Annotated in this window: 15 protein-coding genes and 2 pseudogenes; 7 read left to right on the top strand and 10 right to left on the bottom strand. The window is 62.9% G+C overall.

Going from position 1 to position 19,141, the window contains the following annotated elements; all coding sequences use genetic code 11:
* Positions 1-46: 46 nt before the first annotated feature.
* Positions 47-349, top strand: coding sequence for a metalloregulator ArsR/SmtB family transcription factor (locus X760_RS64100; RefSeq protein ID WP_023721088.1), 303 nt, complete (start codon positions 47-49; stop codon positions 347-349).
* 16 nt (positions 350-365) lie between these two features.
* Here X760_RS64100 and lysA read toward each other — a convergent pair whose 3' ends face one another.
* The 3 genes from lysA to argH form a co-directional block, all read right to left on the bottom strand.
* Positions 366-1,634 (bottom strand): diaminopimelate decarboxylase, encoded by a 1,269-nt coding sequence (gene lysA / locus X760_RS64095; protein ID WP_023721087.1) that lies wholly within the window; start codon positions 1,632-1,634, stop codon positions 366-368.
* 16 nt (positions 1,635-1,650) lie between these two features.
* Positions 1,651-1,857: a hypothetical protein gene (locus tag X760_RS64090; RefSeq protein ID WP_023677931.1), complete on the bottom strand. Its 207-nt coding sequence runs from the start codon at positions 1,855-1,857 to the stop codon at positions 1,651-1,653.
* A gap of 70 nt (positions 1,858-1,927) precedes the next feature.
* Positions 1,928-3,328, bottom strand: coding sequence for an argininosuccinate lyase (gene argH / locus X760_RS64085; protein ID WP_023721086.1), 1,401 nt, complete (start codon positions 3,326-3,328; stop codon positions 1,928-1,930).
* A gap of 35 nt (positions 3,329-3,363) precedes the next feature.
* Here argH and X760_RS64080 point away from each other — a divergent pair, with 35 nt between their 5' ends.
* On the top strand, positions 3,364-4,047 hold the full coding sequence (locus X760_RS64080) for a TlpA disulfide reductase family protein (protein ID WP_023721085.1): 684 nt from the start codon (positions 3,364-3,366) through the stop codon (positions 4,045-4,047).
* A 2-nt stretch (positions 4,048-4,049) separates the two neighbouring features.
* Here the strand turns inward: X760_RS64080 and X760_RS0138925 are convergent.
* A pseudogene (locus X760_RS0138925) lies at positions 4,050-6,558 on the bottom strand (EAL domain-containing protein).
* A 293-nt stretch (positions 6,559-6,851) separates the two neighbouring features.
* On the opposite strand from X760_RS0138925, the gene ugpB reads away from it, so the two are divergent.
* The 4 genes from ugpB to X760_RS64060 all read left to right on the top strand — a co-directional run bounded on the left by ugpB (position 6,852) and on the right by X760_RS64060 (position 11,164).
* Entirely contained in the window at positions 6,852-8,162 is a 1,311-nt protein-coding gene (gene ugpB, locus X760_RS64075) for a sn-glycerol-3-phosphate ABC transporter substrate-binding protein UgpB (RefSeq protein WP_023721084.1), read from the top strand.
* 185 nt (positions 8,163-8,347) lie between these two features.
* Positions 8,348-9,232 (top strand): sn-glycerol-3-phosphate ABC transporter permease UgpA, encoded by an 885-nt coding sequence (ugpA, locus tag X760_RS64070; protein WP_023721083.1) that lies wholly within the window; start codon positions 8,348-8,350, stop codon positions 9,230-9,232.
* An 8-nt stretch (positions 9,233-9,240) separates the two neighbouring features.
* Complete coding sequence (gene ugpE, locus X760_RS64065) at positions 9,241-10,089, top strand: sn-glycerol-3-phosphate ABC transporter permease UgpE (protein ID WP_023721082.1); 849 nt, start codon at positions 9,241-9,243, stop codon at positions 10,087-10,089.
* A 7-nt stretch (positions 10,090-10,096) separates the two neighbouring features.
* Positions 10,097-11,164 (top strand): sn-glycerol-3-phosphate import ATP-binding protein UgpC, encoded by a 1,068-nt coding sequence (locus X760_RS64060; protein WP_023721081.1) that lies wholly within the window; start codon positions 10,097-10,099, stop codon positions 11,162-11,164.
* Between the two features lie 22 nt (positions 11,165-11,186).
* Here the strand turns inward: X760_RS64060 and X760_RS64055 are convergent, their stop codons facing one another.
* The 3 genes from X760_RS64055 to X760_RS64045 form a co-directional block, all read right to left on the bottom strand.
* A complete protein-coding gene (locus tag X760_RS64055) occupies positions 11,187-12,269 on the bottom strand; it encodes an ABC transporter ATP-binding protein (protein WP_023721080.1) in 1,083 nt (360 codons plus the stop codon).
* Positions 12,266-13,849 carry an iron ABC transporter permease gene (locus X760_RS64050; protein ID WP_023721079.1) on the bottom strand — a complete coding sequence of 528 codons (1,584 nt, stop codon included), beginning with the start codon at positions 13,847-13,849 and terminating at the stop codon, positions 12,266-12,268. The genes X760_RS64055 and X760_RS64050 overlap by 4 nt, the downstream gene beginning before the upstream one ends.
* 169 nt (positions 13,850-14,018) lie before the next feature.
* Positions 14,019-15,026 carry an iron ABC transporter substrate-binding protein gene (locus X760_RS64045; RefSeq protein ID WP_023721077.1) on the bottom strand — a complete coding sequence of 336 codons (1,008 nt, stop codon included), beginning with the start codon at positions 15,024-15,026 and terminating at the stop codon, positions 14,019-14,021.
* Between the two features lie 202 nt (positions 15,027-15,228).
* Between X760_RS64045 and X760_RS64040 the strand changes: the two are divergent.
* Positions 15,229-15,656 (top strand): annotated as a pseudogene (locus tag X760_RS64040) (sigma factor-like helix-turn-helix DNA-binding protein).
* Between the two features lie 711 nt (positions 15,657-16,367).
* On the opposite strand, the gene X760_RS64030 reads toward X760_RS64040, so the two are convergent.
* The 3 genes from X760_RS64030 to X760_RS64020 all read right to left on the bottom strand — a co-directional run bounded on the left by X760_RS64030 (position 16,368) and on the right by X760_RS64020 (position 19,061).
* Positions 16,368-17,246, bottom strand: a complete 879-nt coding sequence (locus tag X760_RS64030; protein ID WP_023721073.1) for a 3-hydroxybutyryl-CoA dehydrogenase — start codon at positions 17,244-17,246, stop codon at positions 16,368-16,370.
* Between the two features lie 114 nt (positions 17,247-17,360).
* Entirely contained in the window at positions 17,361-18,290 is a 930-nt protein-coding gene (locus X760_RS64025) for an electron transfer flavoprotein subunit alpha/FixB family protein (RefSeq protein ID WP_023721072.1), read from the bottom strand.
* A 21-nt stretch (positions 18,291-18,311) separates the two neighbouring features.
* Complete coding sequence (locus X760_RS64020; RefSeq protein ID WP_023677947.1) at positions 18,312-19,061, bottom strand: electron transfer flavoprotein subunit beta/FixA family protein; 750 nt, start codon at positions 19,059-19,061, stop codon at positions 18,312-18,314.
* Positions 19,062-19,141 lie beyond the last annotated feature (80 nt).

Genomic DNA, 19,141 nt, shown 5'->3' with positions numbered 1-19,141 from the left:
TCACTCCCAGAGTTGACATTACTTAGTAACTTGGCAAAGTGCCTAAATGCAAGAGGTCGACGTCTTCAAAGCGATTGCCAGCGAGCGCAGACTGCAGATCCTCGATTGGCTCAAGGACCCGCGCGCGCATTTTCCGCCGCAGGCGGACGGTGATCTGGTCGAGGACGGGGTCTGCGCGCTGCTGATCGCGGAAAAGCTGGGGATCACGCAGGCGACGCTCAGCGAGCATATGCGCGTGCTCACCCAGGCAGGGCTTTTGCGCAGCAAGCGTATCAAGCAGTGGATATTCTATCGCCGGAACGAGGACAGGATCGCCGAGGCCAGGGTGCTCATTCAGCACCGGCTGTAGCGCTGCAAGGTATCTCTCAGGTCAACCAATCAGGCACCGAATCCAGCCCGATCAATTCGTCATAGGTCTGGCGCGGGCGCACGATGTGGAAGCGGTCGCCGTCGACCAGCACTTCCGGCACCAGCGGCCTGGTGTTGTAGGTGCCGGCCTGGACGGCGCCATAGGCGCCGGCGGTGGCGACAGCGATCAGGTCGCCGGCTTTCAGCCTGGGCAGGTCACGGTCGAGCCCGAGATAGTCGCCGGTCTCGCAGACCGGGCCGACGACGTCGACCTTCATGCGCGGTGCCGCGACCGGCTGCTGCACCGCCGGCCTGATGTCGTGGAAGGCGTCGTAAAGGGTCGGCCGGATCAGATCGTTCATCGCGGCGTCGACGACGAGGAAGTTCTTGGCGTCGCCCTCTTTCACGAAGATGACCTCCGAGACCAGGATTCCGGCATTGCCGACGATCAGCCGGCCCGGCTCGAACATCACTTTCAGCCCGAGCTTGGCGACATGCTTCCTGACGATCTGGGCATAGGCTTCGGGCAAAGGCGGCGGGTTGTTGTCGACGCGGTAGGGAATGCCGAGGCCACCACCGACATCGATATGCTCAATGGCATGCCCGTCGGCACGCAACGCGCCGACCAGTTCCACCAGCAGCGCGAAGGCGTCGTCGAAGGGCTGCAATTCGGTGATCTGGCTGCCGATATGGGTATCTATGCCGGTGATCCTGATGCCCGGCAACTCAGCCGCGCGGGCATAAACCTTCCGCGCCTGCTGCCAGGGAATGCCGAACTTGTTCTCGGCCTTCCCAGTCGAAATCTTCTTGTGCGTCCTGGCGTCGACATCCGGGTTGATGCGCAGCGAGATCGGCGCGATCTTGCCCAGCGCGGTGGCGCGGGCCGACAGCAGCTCCAGCTCCGGTTCGGATTCGACGTTGAAACAGAGAATGCCGGCCGAGAGCGCAAAATCCATTTCGCGCGCGGTCTTGCCGACGCCTGAAAACAGGATCTTGCTTGCCGGAATGCCGGCGGCCAAAGCGCGGCGCAGTTCGCCTTCCGAGACCACGTCGGCGCCGGCGCCGAGCCTTGCCAGCACCTTCAACACAGCCTGGTTGGAATTCGCCTTCATGGCATAGCAGACGAGGGCGTCGAGCCCGGCAAAAGCTTCGGCAAAGACGCGAAAATGCCTGGTCAGCGTCGCCGTCGAATAGCAATAAAACGGCGTGCCGACACTGGCGGCGATATCTGATATTGCCACGTCCTCGGCATGCAGTACGCCGTCGCGGTAGTCGAAATGGTTCACGAGATCGGTCCGAAAATCAGAGCAGCGGGTCGAGGATGAATTTCTTGTCCTCGACAGGTTTTTCCGGCTCCGGCGGCAAAGGTTGCTTGGCCTTCTCGGCGTCCTTGCGCGCCTGCACGGCTGCCGCGTAGGGCGTATCGAGCGCAGCCTTCCTGCCGCAGGCCGCAACGGTCGCCATCGCCGCTAGCAGCGTCAGCGTCACCAAAATCCTGCTTCCGGTCATCGCGTCATCCGTCCGAAACTGTTGCCCGCAGCGCTTCTAGCCGAGTTTTGCGGCCATTGCACCCCGCGTCTTACGCCTTGTCGAGCCGCTTTTTCCAGTAGCGGATCTGCTTGCGCACCTCGGACGGCGCGGTGCCGCCGAAGCTTGTGCGGCTCTTTACAGAATTCTGCACGGCCAGAACCGAAAACACGTCTGCGCTGATACCGAGGTGAATGGACTGCAAATCCTGCAGCGAAAGCCTGTCGAGCCCGACCTTCTTGTCCTCGGCCAGCGCCACCGCCCGGCCAGTGATATGGTGCGCCTCGCGGAACGGCAGGCCGAGCGTGCGTACCAGCCAGTCGGCGAGGTCGGTCGCAGTCGAATAGCCGGCGCCCGCCGCCTTTTTCATCGCGGCAGTGTTCACCGTCATGTCGCGCATCATGCCGGTCATCGCCGCCAGCATCAGGTCGAGCGTCTCTGCCGCGTCGAAGACGGATTCCTTGTCTTCCTGCATGTCCTTGCCATAGGTCAGCGGCATGCCCTTCATTACCGTCAGCAGGCCGACCAGATGGCCGGTGACACGGCCGGTCTTGCCGCGCACCAGTTCGGCGGCGTCGGGGTTCTTCTTCTGCGGCATGATCGACGAACCCGTCGAGAAGCTATCCGACAGCCTGACGAAACCGAATTGCGGCGTCGACCAGATGATGATCTCTTCGGCCAGCCGCGACAGATGTGTCGCACAGATCGCCGCCAGCCCCAAGAATTCCAGCGCGAAATCGCGGTCCGAAACGCTGTCGAGCGAATTGCGCATCGGTTCGCGAAAACCAAGCGCCGTTGCCGTCTGGTGCCGGTCGATCGGAAAGCTGGTGCCGGCGAGGGCGGCCGCACCGAGCGGGCTTTCGTCCATCCGCTCGATCGCGTCGCGGACGCGCGACAGGTCGCGCGCAAACATCTCGACATAGGCCATGCAGTGGTGGCCGAAGGTCACCGGCTGCGCCGCTTGCATGTGGGTGAAGCCCGGCATCACCGTTGCCGCATGCTCCTCGGCCCGGGCGAGGAACGCCGTGATCAGGCCTTTCAGCGCCTCGGCGACACGAAAGCACTCGTCCTTGACCCAGAGCCTGAGGTCGACCGCCACCTGGTCGTTGCGCGAGCGGGCAGTGTGCAGGCGGCCGGCGGCAGGGCCGATCAAATCGGCGAGGCGGGCCTCGACATTCATGTGGATGTCTTCCAGCCTGGTCGAGAACTCGAATGTGCCGGCCTCGATCTCTGCCAGGATCGTGTTCAGCCCGTGACTGATTTTTTCTTGATCGGCCGCCGAAATAATGCCCGTTTGCGCCAGCATCTCGCTATGGGCGATCGAGCCGCGAATGTCCTGGGCATAGAGTTTGCGGTCGAACGAGATCGACGCGTTGATCGCTTCCATGATTGCGGCCGGACCCGAGGCAAAACGTCCGCCCCACATCTGGTTGCTGGCCTTCTTATCGCTCATCGCTATAACCCGTGCTCCGGAGCAGTTGTTGAAAAATGGCAGACGGCAATAGATTTTTCCCGGCTTTGCGTCTCATCCTCGCCGCTTTGGTTGCGGGCGTGCTGGCCGGCGCGGTCGCGGTATATGTCAGGGAAAGCGGTTCTGGCAATAACGCGCCCGCGCAAGTGGCCGCCGGCGGCGGCAATGACGACGTCGCCTGCGCCGCCAGGACCGACCATGCCAAGAAGATCGCCGCCGCCGCTACCGGTCAAGTCGCCGCGCTTTTGCCGGCGGATCCGCCGCAATCGCTGAAAAGCCTCGCCTTCAACGGCCCCGACGGCAAGCCGACGACGATCGCCGATCGTGCCGGCAAGACGGTGCTGCTCAATCTGTGGGCAACATGGTGCGCACCTTGCCGCGCCGAAATGCCGGCGCTCGATGCACTGCAGAAGGAGATGGGCAGCGATGCGTTTCAGGTTGTTGCAGTCAACGTCGATGCCGGCGACGATACCAAGCCGAAGAAGTTCCTCGAGGACACCGGCGTCAAGGCGCTCGGCTATTATCGCGATGCCACCATGGCGCTGTTCAACGACGTCAAGACGCGCGGCCTGGCGCTCGGTCTGCCGGTCACCATGCTGATCGATGGGCAAGGCTGCCTGATCGCCCATATGAACGGCCCGGCCGAATGGTCGGGGCCGGATGCCAAGCGTCTGGTCGAGGCAGCGCTTCAGCCGGGATAGGCTCAGACCGTGCGCAGGCGCGGCTTGAGCACGGCGATGCTTGCGCCGCGCCGGCTGGCGGTGCGGACTGCCGGAGCCGTGACGCCCGTCAACTCGCCGAATGTCTCGATCGGAGCCGGTTTGCCGAGGTAATAGCCTTGCCCGATCTCGCAAGCCTCGGCGTCAAGGAACTGCAATTCGCCCGGCGTCTCGATGCCCTCCGCCAGGACCGGCAGGCCGAGACCGCGTCCAAGCCCCAGCACGGCGCGGACGATCGCCGCGAACTGGCCGTTCTTGTCGACCGATTTGATGAACGACCCGTCGATCTTGATCTTGTCGAAGGGAAAGGCGCTAAGGTTGGACAGCGAAGAATAGCCGGTGCCAAAATCGTCCATCGCCACATGCACGCCAAGCGCCTTGACCTGCCTCAAGGTTGCCAATGCGCGGGGCATGTCCTTCACCAGGGCCGTTTCGGTGATCTCCAGTTCGAGCCTGCCGGGTGCGAGGCCGGATCTCGACAGTGCGTCGTGCACCTTGCGGCTGAAGTTCGGATTGTGAAGCTGCACGGCGGAGACGTTGACGGCGACCATCAGCGGATTCGTCCAGCGAACAGCATCGTTACAAGCCGTCGTCAGCACCCAGTCGCCGATCTGCGCGATGGCGCCACTGTCCTCGGCCACGGGGATGAAAACGGCCGGGGAAATGTCGCCCCGCTCCGGATGCTGCCAACGGACCAGGGCTTCGAAGCCGATCATCTTGCCGCTGCGGATTTCCTTCTGCGGCTGGTAGACGAGGTGGAACTCCTTGCGGGCGATCGCCTGGCGCAGTTCATGCTCCATCACGCGCTTGTCGCGGGCCGCGGTGCCCATGGCTATCTCGAAAAAACGATAGGTGTCCCTGCCCTCGGTCTTGGCGCGATGGAGTGCCGTGTCGGCATGGCCGATCAGGCCGGCCTGATCTTCGGCATCCAGCGGAAAGAAGGCGATGCCGATGCTGGCCGAAACAGGGCCGGAGCCGACTGAAACCCTGTTTTCCTCCCGGATCGCCGCCAGCAAGTCCTCGGCTATGCGGCCTGCGGCCAGGGGGTCGGGGAGGTTCGGAGCTAAGACGGCAAACTCGTCGCCGCCGAGACGCGCGAGCATCTGTCCGTGGCGCGGAATGCCGGAAATGCAGTGCGCCAGCTTCTGCAGCATGGCGTCACCGGCGCTGTGGCCGTAGAGGTCGTTGACTTGCTTGAATCGGTCGAGGTCAAGCAGCAGGAGCGCCAGATATCCATCCTTGCTGCCACGCTCCATCGAAGCGATTTCTGCTTCGAGCCGGGAAGAAAAGCTCCGCCGATTGGCAAGCCCGGTAAGTGGATCGAAATGCGCGAGACGGAGGATCTCTTCTTCCGCCTTCTTGCGCTCACGGATGTCGCGAACGGCAAGCACCGTATGAGGCCTGCCGCAGTAGGCGATCTTCCTGGCGATCAGCTCGACAGGAATTCTCGTGCCGTCGCTGCCCCTCAATTTCGTTTCTTGTGCCTGTTCGCCGAAGCCGGATACATCGGCTGCGCTCTGTCCATCGAACAGCTCGCCGAGTTGCATCGTGTTCAGGGTGGCTGTCGCCGTGCCCGTCAGTTTCGCCATGCTGTCATTGGCGCTGACTATGCGTGTGCCATCGCAAACGATCAGCCCTTCGACCGCGGCATTGGCGAGATCGTGCATGCGATCGGCCTCGAGCCTCTGCCGGCGAAAGCGCAGGTCGATCCACAGCGCGGCGCCTGACAGCACAAGGATTACCAGGCTGGCGACCGCTGCGGCAAAGGCCTGGGAAATGGGCTCGATGGAATGTTCGGATATTTCAATCGAGGAATCCGGAATGATCGACACCGCGCCCATCGCGATGAAATGCAAGCTGCAAATCGCCAGCGTCAAAAGCGCGGCGCCACCAAGTGTTGCGAGCGCGGACGGGCGGCGCAAGACGACAAGGAGCGCCATTGCCGCGAGCGTCCCGCCGGCCAGAAGCGATATCGCGACAAGGAGCAGGTTCCATACGATCCGGCCCTCGACCTCGAACGCCGCCATGCCGATGTAGTGCATCGTCGCGATGGCACCACCGAGAATGGCGCCGCCGACGAGGAAATGGTCGATGCCGCGGCGCAAGGTGGCAACCCACATCCCAAGCGCGGTCAGGATGACGGCGGCGGCAAGCGAAAAGGCGGATAATCCCGGACTATATGCGTTTGGTATTCCCGGCGTAAACGCAGTCATGGCGATGAAATGCGTCGCCCATATGCCGAACCCGGTCGAAGTTGCGGCGATCATTAGCCAGACAAGCCGGTTTCGGTTGGTCGATCGGCCGACGTGCTTAAGGAGATTTACTGCAGAGAAGCAAGAAATGCCGCAGACGAGGGCGGCAAGTGCGNGTCGATCGGCCGACGTGCTTAAGGAGATTTACTGCAGAGAAGCAAGAAATGCCGCAGACGAGGGCGGCAAGTGCGACCAGTCTCAGGTCGTGCTGACTTACAATACAATTATAGACCGTCAGCATCCTGGGTTCACTCGGTCTGCCAAATAACAGGGGAGGTGTGACTGATTAGCTCTTGGAGATTTTAACGAATGGTTAACCCGCGGGCCATGAGGCGGGCCTTTTCGGGGGAAAACCGATGCGCTCCGCCGAGAAGGCGGTGATGTAGTTCCTGGCGACGCTTTCGGTAGCGAGCGCACTTTAGCCGGAAGCGATGTTCATTGACCCGCAACAAAACCGTTGTCCGATTGTCATCAGCGCCACATATTGGCTTTGCGAGAGTGCCCCTTTCGCCAATGACAAACGGGAGATGAAACATGAAGTTCTTCGGCTTCGCGGCCGGTGTTGCCGCCACCTTGACCCTGCTTTCCACCACCTCCGCCTTCGCCGTCACGCAGATCAGCTGGTGGCACGCCATGACCGGCGCCAACGCCGAGGTCGTCGCCAAGATCTCCAAGGATTTCAACGCCAGCCAGAGCGACTATGAGCTCGTTCCGGTGTTCAAGGGCACCTATCCGGAGACGCTGAATGCCGGCATCGCCGCTTTCCGCGCCGGCCAGGCGCCCGATATCCTCCAGGTGTTCGACGTCGGCACCGGCGTGATGATGGCGGCCGAGGGTGCGATCAAGCCGGCGGCCGATGTGCTGACCAGTGCCGGGATGACCTTCGACAAGAGCCAGTATCTGCCCGGCATCGTCGGCTATTATTCGAAGCCGGACGGCACCATGCTGTCGTTCCCTTACAACTCCTCGTCGCCGATCCTCTACTACAACAAGGACATTTTCCAGAAGGCAGGCCTCGACGTGAACAGCCCGCCCAAGACCTGGAACGAGGTGTGGGAAGCTGCCAAGAAGATCAAGACGAGCGGCGCCGCCCCTTGCGGCTATACCTCGACCTGGCTGACCTGGATCCATCTGGAGAATTTCGCGGCGTGGAATGACGTGCCTTGGGCCACTCAGCAGAACGGCCTGGCCGGCGGCGATGTCGAACTCAAGATCAATGCGCCGATTTTCGTCAACCACTTCCAGGCGCTCGCGGACCTGGCCAAGGACGGCACGTTCAAGTATGGCGGGCGCACCTCCGAAGCCAAGCAGATATTCCTCGCTGGCGAATGCGGCATCTTCACCGAATCGTCGGGCGGCCTCGGCGATATCGTCAAGTCCGGCATGAACTATGGCATCGGCCAGCTTCCTTACGATAGCGACGCCAAGGGCGCACCACAGAACACCACGCCGGGCGGTGCCAGCCTGTGGGTGTTCGGCAACAAGTCGGACGAGGAATATAAGGGTGTTGCCGCCTTCTTTGCCTATCTGTCCAACACCGATGTGCAGGAATATCTGCACCAGAAGTCGGGATACCTGCCTGTGACGCTCGCCGCGTATGAGGCGACCAAGAAATCAGGCTTCTATGACAAAAACCCCGGCCGCGAGACACCCATCCTGCAGATGACGGGCAAGGCGCCGACCGACAACTCGAAGGGCGTGCGCCTGCCGAATCTGCCGCAGGTGCGTGATATCCAGAATGAGGAGTTGGAGAAGATGCTGGCCGGCCAGCAAACCGCTCAGCAGGCGCTCGACAATGCGGTCACACGCGGCAACGCCGCGATCAAGGAAGCGCTGGAGAACTGACGAGATTATCTCGGTTAAAGCGCGTCGCGTTTGAATGGCCACATGCGACGCGCTTTAAGCTCTTGTTCTTATGCATGTCGTTACCCCAAAATCGCTGCGCACTTTTGGGCGACATGCATTAGTCGGTTGAAATATCGCCCACGCGAGCTCGCGTTGGCAACACCTGGATAGCGAGGGAAATCAGCCTGTCTCCACGCGTCGTATTTCCCAACAAGATCCTGCCGTACCTGCTGGTGGCGCCACAACTCGCCATCACCCTGGTTTTCTTCTACTGGCCGGCCGGTCAGGCGCTTTACCAGTCGATGCTCAGGCAAGACCCGTTCGGGCTGAAGAGCAGGTTCGTCTGGTTTGCCAATTTCCGGAAGGTGCTGGCCGATCCGGCCTACCTCAACTCGATCAAGGTCACGGTGGTGTTCTCGCTTGCGACCGCGATCGTTGCCATGGTTGTGGCCCTGCTGCTCGCGGTCATGGCCGAGAAGGCCGTGCGCGGCAAAGGCCTCTACCGCACACTGTTGATATGGCCTTATGCCGTGGCGCCGGCGATTGCCGGCATGCTGTGGCTTTTCTTGTTCAATCCTTCGATCGGCTCGTTGGCCTATTTGCTGAGAAGCCTCGGCATCGCCTGGGACCCGCTGCTCAACGGCACCCACGCCATGGTCCTGCTGGTGTCGGCGGCTGCCTGGAAGCAGATCAGCTACAATTTCCTGTTCTTCGTCGCCGGCCTGCAGGCGGTGCCGAAAACGCTGATCGAGGCGGCGGCCATGGATGGCGCCGGCGAGACCAAGCGCTTCTGGACCATCGTCTTCCCGCTGCTTGCGCCGACAACCTTTTTCCTGCTGGTTGTCAACACCGTCTATGCCCTGTTCGACACGTTCGGCATCGTTCATGCCGTCACCGGCGGCGGCCCGGGCAAGACGACCGAGACGCTGGTCTACAAGGTCTACAATGACGGCTTCGTCAATCTGATCCTGGGTGACTCGGCGGCGCAGTCGGTCATCCTGATGGCCATCGTCATCGCGCTCACAGCCATCCAGTTCCGCTATGTGGAACGCAAAGTCCATTACGGCTGAGGGCAGCGATGATCGGCCAATCCCCGCTCCGCACCGTCATCGCCCATGCCGTGCTTATCCTTGGCATATTGATCGTGGTTTTTCCGATCTACTACACCTTCGTTGCCTCGACGCACACGCTGCAAACGATCCTCAGGCCGCCGCTGCCGCTGTTGCCCGGCGACCAGCTATGGAACAATTACAGCGAGGCGCTGTTCGGCGGCATCGGTCGTATCGGCGGTATCAGCGTCGGCAGACTGCTCCTCAACACCACGATCATGGCGCTCGGCGTCGCGGTGGGAAAGATCTTCATCTCGATCCTGTCGGCCTACGCGATCGTGTTCTTCCGCTTTCCGCTGCGCATGACCTTCTTCTGGCTGATCTTCATCACCTTGATGCTTCCGGTCGAGGTGCGCATTCTGCCGACCTACAAGGTGATGGTCGATCTCGGCATGATCGACACCTATGCCGGCCTGATTATCCCGCTGATCGCCTCGGCCACCGCAACGCTGCTGTTTCGCCAGTTCTTCATGACCATCCCGGGCGAACTGGTCGAGGCGGCGCGTGTCGACGGTGCCGGTCCATGGCGCTTCTTTTTCGATATTCTGGTACCGCTGTCGCGGACAAACATCGCCGCGCTGTTCGTGATCCTCTTCATCTACGGCTGGACGCAGTATCTTTGGCCGCTGCTCGTCACCAACAGCAACGACATGAACACCATCGTCATCGCGCTGCGAAAGATGGTTTCCTTCGCCGATGCCGACACCCAATGGCACCTGGTCATGGTCACCGCGATGCTGGCCATCGTGCCGCCGATCCTGGTCGTGGTGCTGATGCAACGCTGGTTCGTGCGCGGCCTGGTCGAATCCGAAAAGTGAGAAGCCGATGGCGACCGTCGATCTGAAGGATGTCAAGAAGATCTATCCCGGCGGCGTCGAGGCCGTGAAGGGCGTTTCCATCGCCATTCCCGACAAGGAGCTTTGCGTGCTGGTCGGCCCCTCCGGCTGCGGCAAGTCCACGCTGCTGAGGATGATCGCCGGGCTCGAGACGATTTCGGCCGGTACAGTCGCCATCGACGGCAAGGTGGTCAACGCCATTGGCCCGACCGAGCGCGACATCGCCATGGTGTTCCAGAACTATGCGCTCTACCCGCATATGAAGGTCTACGACAACATGGCCTATGGCCTGCGCAACCGCGGCACGCCGAAGGACGAGATAGACAGCAGGGTACGCTCGACTGCCAAGGTGCTGGAGCTTTCGGGGCTGCTCGACCGGCGCCCGCGCGAGCTTTCCGGCGGTCAGCGCCAGCGTGTCGCCATGGGCCGCGCCATCGTGCGCAACCCGAAGGTCTTCCTGTTCGACGAACCGCTGTCCAACCTCGATGCGAAATTGCGCGGGCAGATGCGCGTCGAGATCAAGAATTTGCAGCGCTCGCTTGGCGTCACCTCGGTCTATGTCACCCACGACCAACTTGAGGCGATGACGCTGGCCGACATCCTTGTCGTCATGAACGCCGGCCTGGTCGAGCAGATCGGCGCGCCGCTCGACGTGTACGAGAAGCCGGCCTCGACCTTCGTTGCTTCGTTCATAGGCGCACCGCCGATGAATCTGCTGGCGCTCACAGGGGCCTCTCCAGGCTCGGTATTGGCGGACGGGATGGTGATTGGCTCGGCGCCTGGACAAAGCAAGGCGGTGACACTCGGCTTTCGTCCGGAGGATGCCGATATCACCTTCGCGGCAGAGGCGCCGGCCGGCGCGCTCGCGTTGCCGGCGACAGTGGAAGCAGTCGAGCCGGTCGGTGCCGAAAGCTTTCTCCACTGCGCGGCAGCCGGCAGCCGTATCGTCGTGCGCGTCTCAGGCCGCGCCAGCGCCAAGCCAGGCGACCAATTGCGCGTCGTGGCCAGGTCTGAAAAGCTGCACTGGTTCGATCAGGCCGGTAAACGGGTCGATTGAGGTCGGCCTTGCGCAAAACCGTTCAGGCAAACACATGCGCCTTGCCCGACACGGTCAGCCGGACGATCTCGCCGATCGCCGGCGCGTCCATGCCCGGCTTGCGCAGGATCAACGGCGTGTTGCCGATGGCGGCAGCATCGGGCGGATCGGGGCTGTTCAAGAGACGCACCGCGATCGTGCACATCGAGCCGGCGAATTCGGATTCCGTCACCTCGCCGAACAGCATGTCCGGCGTGCCGGACATGCCTTCACGCGATGTCCGTTTCAGCAGCACCTGCTCCGGCCGTAGCATGATGCGCGCGACGTCGCGCCGCTCCGTGCTGTCGACGGCAATGCGGCCGAGCGGCGAGGTGGCGACGCCATCGGCGATCCTGGCCGGCAGGACGATGGCGTCACCGAGGAACTCGGCGATCATCCGGTCCTTCGGCTTGAAATAGAGCTCGCGCGGCGTGCCGACCTGCGAGAATTTGCCGTCGCGCATCACCGCGACCTGGCTGGCGAATGACAGCGCCTCGGCCTGATCATGGGTGACCAGGATGGTGGTGATGCCGGCCGTTTCGAGGAGCTCGGCCACGGCCTTGCGCATTGAGGCGCGCAAGCCGGTGTCGAGCGCCGAGAACGGCTCGTCGAGCAGCATCAGCCGCGGCTTCATGGCCATGGCGCGGGCGAGCGCGACGCGCTGCTGCTGGCCGCCGGAGAGTTCGTGCGGGCGGCGCTTCAGGATCCCTTTGTCCAGCCCGACGACATAGGCGAGCTCGGCGATGCGCTCGCTCCGCTTTTCCTCGTGACGGCCCATGCCGAACCCGATATTGGCGGCGATGCTCAGATGCGGGAACAGAGCGCCGTCCTGCGCCACCAGCCCGATGCCGCGGCGATGCGCCGGCACGGCCGTGTCGCCATCGGCCAGCACCTCGCCATCGAGCACGATGCGGCCCTGGTCGGGCGCCTCGAAGCCGGCGATCAGCCGCAGCAAGGTGGTCTTGCCACAACCGGATGGCCCGACGATCGCCGTACGGCTGCCGCTGGCCACGCTGAGGTCGACGCCGGCAAGTGCTGCCACGGGGCCGTAGTGCTTGTGGATGCCGCTCAGCTCGAGAAAGCTCATCGCCCGGCCATCCGCTTCGACTGGACGTAGAGCAGCCAGGTCAAAGGCAGCGACATCGCCACCATGATCAAGGCATAAGGCGCCGCCGACGCATAGTCGATCTCGCCGCTATAAGACCAGAACGCCATGGCCAGCGTGCGGGTGCCGTTGGGCGCCAGCATCTGGGTTGCGGTCAACTCGTTCATGATGCCGAGCGCGACCAAGGCCATGCCGGCCGCGGCACCCGGCGCCGACAGGCGGATGGTCGTCGACCACAGCGCCTTGAGCGGCGACCGGCCGAGGCTGGAGGCGGCCCGTTCGAGCTCGACCGGCGCCTGTGCGATCGACGCCCTGAGGCTAATCAGAGCGCGCGGCAGGAACATCAGCGCATAGGCGACCAGGATGGTGAACAGGGTCTGGTAGAGCGGCATGGCGATACGCACGGCGATGGTGACCAGCGCCAGGGCGATGACAACCCCGGGCAACGCGCCGACGATATAGTTGCAGCCCTCCAGGACGCGTTGCAGCCTTCCCGGCGCGCGGATCGAAATCCACGCCATCGGCATTGCCGCGACGGTGGCGAGCAGCGCGCCTGCAATCGCCAGGAACAGTGTCTGACCAAGCGCCAGGCCGATCTCGTCGAGCCGCCAGACATCGGCGCCGCCGGCCATGAGCCAGCGACCGATAGTGACGAACGGCACCCCGAGCGCCAGCAGCGTGGTAACAGCGGGCAGCAGCAGGCAAGGAATGGTGGCGCGCCCAAGGCTCGTGCGCTGCTGGTGGCGCGCAGCACCCGAGCCGACGCGGGCATAGCGCTCCTCGCCGCGCACCAGCACCTCCAGCCCGAGCAGCACGAAGCAGCAGGTCACCAGCACGCCGGCCAGCATGTTGGCGGCGGGACCGTTGAAGGTCGACTGAAACTGGTCGACGATCGCGGTGGTGAAGGTGTCAAAGCGGATGAACACGTAGAGCCCGTATTCGGCCAGGAGATGCAGGCCCACCAGCAGGGAGCCACCGCAAATGGCGAGCCGGAGCTGCGGCAGCACGACACGCCTGAACACGCGCCACGGGCCGAGACCAAGGGCTGCCGCTGCATCTTCGAGAGCGGGATCGAGCCGGCGCAATGCCGCCGCCACCGGCAGATAAAGGAAGGGGAAATAGGCGATGACGGACACAAGCACGCCGGCCCACAGGCCGTGCAGTCTGGGCACCATGGTGATCCAGGCGTAACTGTGGACGAAGGCGGGAATGGCGAGCGGCGCCACCGACAGCCAGGCCCATAAGCGGGCACCCGGCAGATCGCTGCGCTCCGTCAGCCAAGCCAGCGCCACCGACAGCACGATCGAGATCGGCACCGCCAGCACCACCAGCAGGCTGGTGTTGACCAGAAGCTCGCCGACGCGCGGCCTGAACACCAGCGCCGCCACCGTTTCCCAGCCGGTCTGCACCGCCACCCAGACGATGAAGGCAAGCGGCAGCAGCGCGAAAAGCGAGACAAAGACGGCAGCCAACGCAATCCATGAGACCGACCAACGACGTGCCCGCACGGCCGTGGTGTCGGCCGGCAAGCCTGAAGGTGCGAGATCGATCGCAGACTGCATCAGATCAGACGTTGCGCCGGGTCCGCCCGGAGGCGGAAACGATCGGCGGCCGACAATGTGGCGAGCAGCTTGTGGTCATGGGCAAATGCCATTTTGAAAACAGAGCGCTCCCGCGGAAAGCGAATTCCCACAGGAGCGCAGTCGGTTGCCCTTTTAGGACGAACGCCGGCTAAAGCAAGCCGGCCGCCGTCATCAGGTCGGTCACCTTTTTCGAGTTCAGCGCCGTCGGGTCGACTTTCGGCGCCTGCAGATCGGCCAGCGGCACCAGCTTCGGATTGGACTCGGCGCCCTTGCCGACTGCGTATTCGAACGAATCGCCGGTTTTCAGCACGTCCTGGCCGCCCTTGCCGGTGACCCATTTCAGGAAAGCCTGGGCTTCCTTCGGGTGCTTGCTCGAGGCCAGCATACCGCCGCCGGAAACCGAGACGAAAGCGCCGGGGTCCTCGTGCTTGAAATAGTGCAACTCGACATTCTTGCTGTTCTCGCCGGTCTTGGCCTGATCGCCGTAGTAGTAGTAGTGATAGATCACGCCGCCTTCGACCTCGCCGGCATTGACCGCCTTCATCACCGTGCTGTTGCCCTTGTAGGCGGTAAAATTCTCTTTCATCGCCTTCAGCCAGTCGGCCGTGGCAGTCTCACCCTTGAGCTGCAGCAAGGCGCTGACGATCGCCTGGAAATCGGCACCGGAGGGCGAAGCGGCCCAACGGCCCTTCCAGCTCGGATCGGCGAGATCGAGCAGCGATTTGGGCAGCTGGTCGGCGGTCAGCTTGGTCTTATTGTAGGCAAAGACGGTGCTGCGCGCGGCAACGCCGACCCATTTGCCGCTCGCCGGCTGGTACTCCTGCGGAACCTGGGCCAGCGTCTCGGCGTTGACCGGCGCGAACAGGCCGGCTGTCTCGACCAGCACCATGGCCGGTGAGTTTTCCGTCAGGAACACATCAGCTGGCGAAGAGGACCCCTCAGCAACGATCTGATTGGAGAAATCGCTGTCGCCGCCGTTCCGGACGGTGACCTTGATGCCGGTTTCCTTGGTGAATCCTTCCGCCCAGGCCTTGGTCAGGTTTTCGTGCTGGGCGTTGTAGACGACGATGCCCTCGTCCTCGGCTAACGCCGGGCCGGCGATCAGGCTGATTGCAAGTGCTGTCGCACCGGCAAGGGCGGAAAGAGCATATTTCATGGCATCGTCCTCGATTTCGATGGTCTTTGGCTTGGTATGCTGCACCTATCAATACATGACTAGCGCAGTCAACATTGCTGGCCCGCTCAATCGCTCAAAAGGAGCAAACTTTCGTGATGCCCAGCTAATTTGCCTTGGACATTATTTCGCCGGCCACGTAACAAACCAGCGCCGAGACGCGAATATCGGGGAGTGAACTCTTGTGAGCGGCAAGGACGAAGCCGAGCTTTCCCGGCTGCTGCGGGCCGCAATCGCCGGAGACGAAAGGGCCTATGCCGACTTTCTGCACCGGATCGCCGCCCTCGTTCGTGGCTTTGCCCGGCGCAAGATCGTGCAAGGCGGGGTCGATCCCGAGGATGTCGTGCAGGAAACCTTGCTGGCCATTCATGTGAAACGNTCGCCGAGACCTTTGCCGAGCCAGAATCGGAGACGGTCAGCGAGCGCGACGTCAACCGGGCACTCGACTGCCTGCCGCCGGCGCAGCGTTCGGTCGTCTCGGCCGTGTCGGTCGAAGGCCGTTCGATCGGCGAGACGGCGGCGAAATTCGGCATCAGCGAGACGGCTGTGCGGGTTTCACTACACCGCGGGCTTGCCGCCATTGCCAAACGGTTCGGGGCGGGGCGGGAATAGCATGAGGACCGAAGATCTTATCAAGGCGCTCGATGCCGATGTCCGCAGCAAGGCGCTGCCGCTGGGCGCCGCCTGGTTGCTTGCAACCGGCGCGGCCATCGTGATCGCGGCCGCGGTTTTCTGGCTGACGATCGGCCCACGTCCCGACATCGCATTTGCCATGCACACGATGCGGTTCCTGTCCAAATTCGTCTTCACGATTGCTCTAGCCGTCAGCGCCTTTGCCCTCGTCCGCGCGCTGTCGACGCCCGGTGCATCGACAGGGCGGGCGGCGAGCTGGATGATCGCCGCGCCGCTGCTGGTGATTATGGCCGTGATTCTCGAACTCCTCGTCGTGCCTGCGTCCGACTGGGGCACGCGCCTGATCGGCACGAACATGGTCATCTGCCTGACCTTCATTCCGTTGATCAGATCGGAAGAGCGTCGTGTAGGGAAAGNTGGCGTCGCCGTCTATGTCGAGCCGGTGCATCACTGGTCGGCCCGCTTGCCGTCTTTCTCGCGGTGCTGCGCCATGGCGCGCCAACAAGGCCGGTGCTTGCCGGTGCGACCGCGGGCCTGCTTGCCGGCGGGCTGGCGGCGACCTTCTATGCAGCGCATTGCTTCGATGATTCGCCGCTTTTCGTCGGCACCTGGTATACGATCGCGATCGCCGGCCTTGCCGCGCTCGGGGCGGTCGGCGGACGGCTTTTCGTGCGCTGGTAGCGGTGGCGATCAGCGCGTCGGAACGGGATGCTCGCCGCGATAGTCGTAGAAGCCGCGCCCGGTCTTGCGGCCGAGCCAACCGGCCTCGACATATTTGACCAGCAGCGGGCAGGGGCGGTATTTCGAATCCGACAGGCCGTCATGCAGCACCTGCATGATCGACAAGCAGGTATCCAGCCCGATGAAGTCGGCAAGCTGCAGCGGCCCCATCGGATGGTTGGCGCCGAGCTTCATGGCGGTATCGATGGCGTCCACCGAGCCGACACCTTCATAGAGCGTGTAGATCGCCTCGTTGATCATCGGCAGCAGGATGCGGTTGACGATGAAGGCCGGGAAATCCTCCGAGACGGTGATCGTCTTGTCGAGCTGCTTCACATAGGTTTTTGCTGCCTCGAAGGTCTGGTCCTCGGTGGCGATGCCGCGCACCAGCTCGACCAGCTTCATCACCGGAACCGGGTTCATGAAATGTATGCCGATGAAGCGTTCCGGGCGGTCGGTCTGCGAAGCCAGCCGGGTGATCGAGATCGACGAGGTGTTCGTCGCCAGGATGGCCTCGGGGTTGAGCTGCGGGCAGAGCTGAGCATAGATCTTGCGTTTGACTGTCTCGTCTTCGGTCGCCGCTTCGATCACCAGATCGGCGCCCGCAAGGTCGGCCATGGCCGGCGCCGCGGAAATGCGCGCCATCGCCTCGTTGCGCAGCTTTTCCTCAAGTTTGCCGGAGCCGACCTGACGGGCCATGTTGCCGCTGACCGTAGCAATGCCCTTTTCGATGCGGTCGGGCGAAATGTCGTAAACCAGCACCTTGTAGCCCGCCAGCGCCGATACATGGGCGATGCCGCCACCCATCTGGCCCGCGCCGATGATGCCGATCGTCTCGATCTTGCTCATTACCCGATCCCGTCAAGGCCTTTGCGGCCTGCTTTTTGTGCAGTGCAAACTAAAAGGGCGGGGCGACTTCGTCTACCCCACCCCGCAGAATTTAATACGCTTTGGCAGAGGGCGTCAAAGCGCCTTTTGCAGTTCCGGCAGAATGACGAAGAGGTCGCCGACGAGGCCGTAGTCGGCGACCTGGAAGATCGGCGCTTCCTCGTCCTTGTTGATGGCGACGATGACCTTTGAATCCTTCATGCCGGCAAGGTGCTGGATGGCGCCGGAGATGCCGACGGCAATATAAAGATCGGGCGCCACCACCTTGCCGGTCTGGCCGACCTGCCAGTCGTTCGGCGCATAGCCGGCATCGACCGCGGCGCGAGATGCGCCGACAGCCGCACCGAGCTTGTCTGCGACCGGCAGGATGACCTCCTGGAACTTCTCGGAGGAGCCCAGCGCACGGCCGCCCGAAATGATGATCCTGGCCGAGGTCAGCTCCGGGCGGTCGGTCTCGGACAGCTTGTTCTCGACAAAGCTCGACAGGCCGGGATTGGCTGCCGCCTGAACCGTCTCGACCGGCGCGGAACCGCCCTCGGGTGCTGCCTGAAAGGAAGCAGTGCGCACGGTGATGACCTTCTTGGCGTCGCTCGACTGCACGGTCTGGATGGCGTTGCCGGCATAGATCGGCCGCTTGAAGATGTCGGGCGACACGACTTCGATGATTTCCGATATCTGGGCGACATCGAGCAGGGCCGCGACGCGCGGCGAGACGTTCTTGCCCGACGAGGTCGCCGGCGCAATGATCGTGTCGTATGGCTCAGCAAGCGAAATGACGAGCGCCGCCAGCGGTTCGGCGAGACGCTCGGTCAGTTCGTCGGCGTCGGCGAGCAGCACCTTGGTGACGCCCTTGAGCTTGGCGGCGGCGTCCGCTGCCGGCTTGGCGCCCTTGCCGGCAACCAGCACATGCACGTCCGAACCGATCTGCAGCGCCGCGGAAAGCGCCTTCGCGGTCTGGTCGGAAAGCGTCGCGTTGTCGTGTTCGGCAATCAGAAGAATTGTCATTTTTGTTGTCCCTTCCTGGCCTTACAGCACGCCGGCTTCGTTTTTCAGCTTGTCTACCAGTTCGGCGACGCTCTTGACCTTAACGCCCGCCTTGCGGCCGCCCGGCTCCTCGGTCTTGATCACTTTCAGCCGCGGCTTGACGTCGGCGCCGTAGTCGGCAGGGCTCTTCTCGTCGAGCGGCTTCTTCTTGGCCTTCATGATGTTGGGCAGCGACGCGTAGCGTGGCTGGTTCAGCCGCAAATCGGCCGTGACGATTGCCGGCATCTTCAGTTCCAGCGTCTGCAGGCCGCCATCGACCTCGCGCGTCACCGTGGCCTTGTCACCGTCGAGCACGATCTTGGAGGCGAAGGTGCCCTGCGCCCACCCGAGAAGTGCAGCCAGCATCTGGCCGGTCTGGTTGGAATCATCGTCGATCGCCTGCTTGCCGAGAATGACCAGGCCGGGCTGTTCTGCCTCTACGACCCCCTTCAGCACCTTGGCGACGCCCAGCGGCTCAGTCTGCTCGTCGGTCTTGACCAGGATGGCGCGGTCGGCGCCCATGGCGAGCGCCGTGCGCAAGGTCTCCTGTGCCTGTTGCGGCCCGATCGACACGACGATGATCTCTTCGGCCTTGCCCGCTTCCTTCAGCCGGATCGCCTCTTCCACCGCGATCTCGTCGAACGGGTTCATCGCCATCTTGACGTTGGCGAGTTCCACCGCCGAACCGTCCGCCTTCACCCGGACCTTGACGTTTGCATCCACAACCCGCTTCACGGGCACAAGGATCTTCATTTGCCTGTCACCTCTTTCACGATAGTCTCTTCACGCTCGTCGGGCGCGCTATAGCAGCGTGCACCTCTTCAGAGTTGTCG

It is taken from the genome of Mesorhizobium sp. LSHC420B00 (assembly GCF_000503055.1).
Classification (GTDB): Bacteria; Pseudomonadota; Alphaproteobacteria; order Rhizobiales; family Rhizobiaceae; genus Mesorhizobium.
The sequence above is the reverse complement of the archived record's forward strand: the minus strand, read 5'-3'. Positions and strand labels throughout refer to the sequence as shown.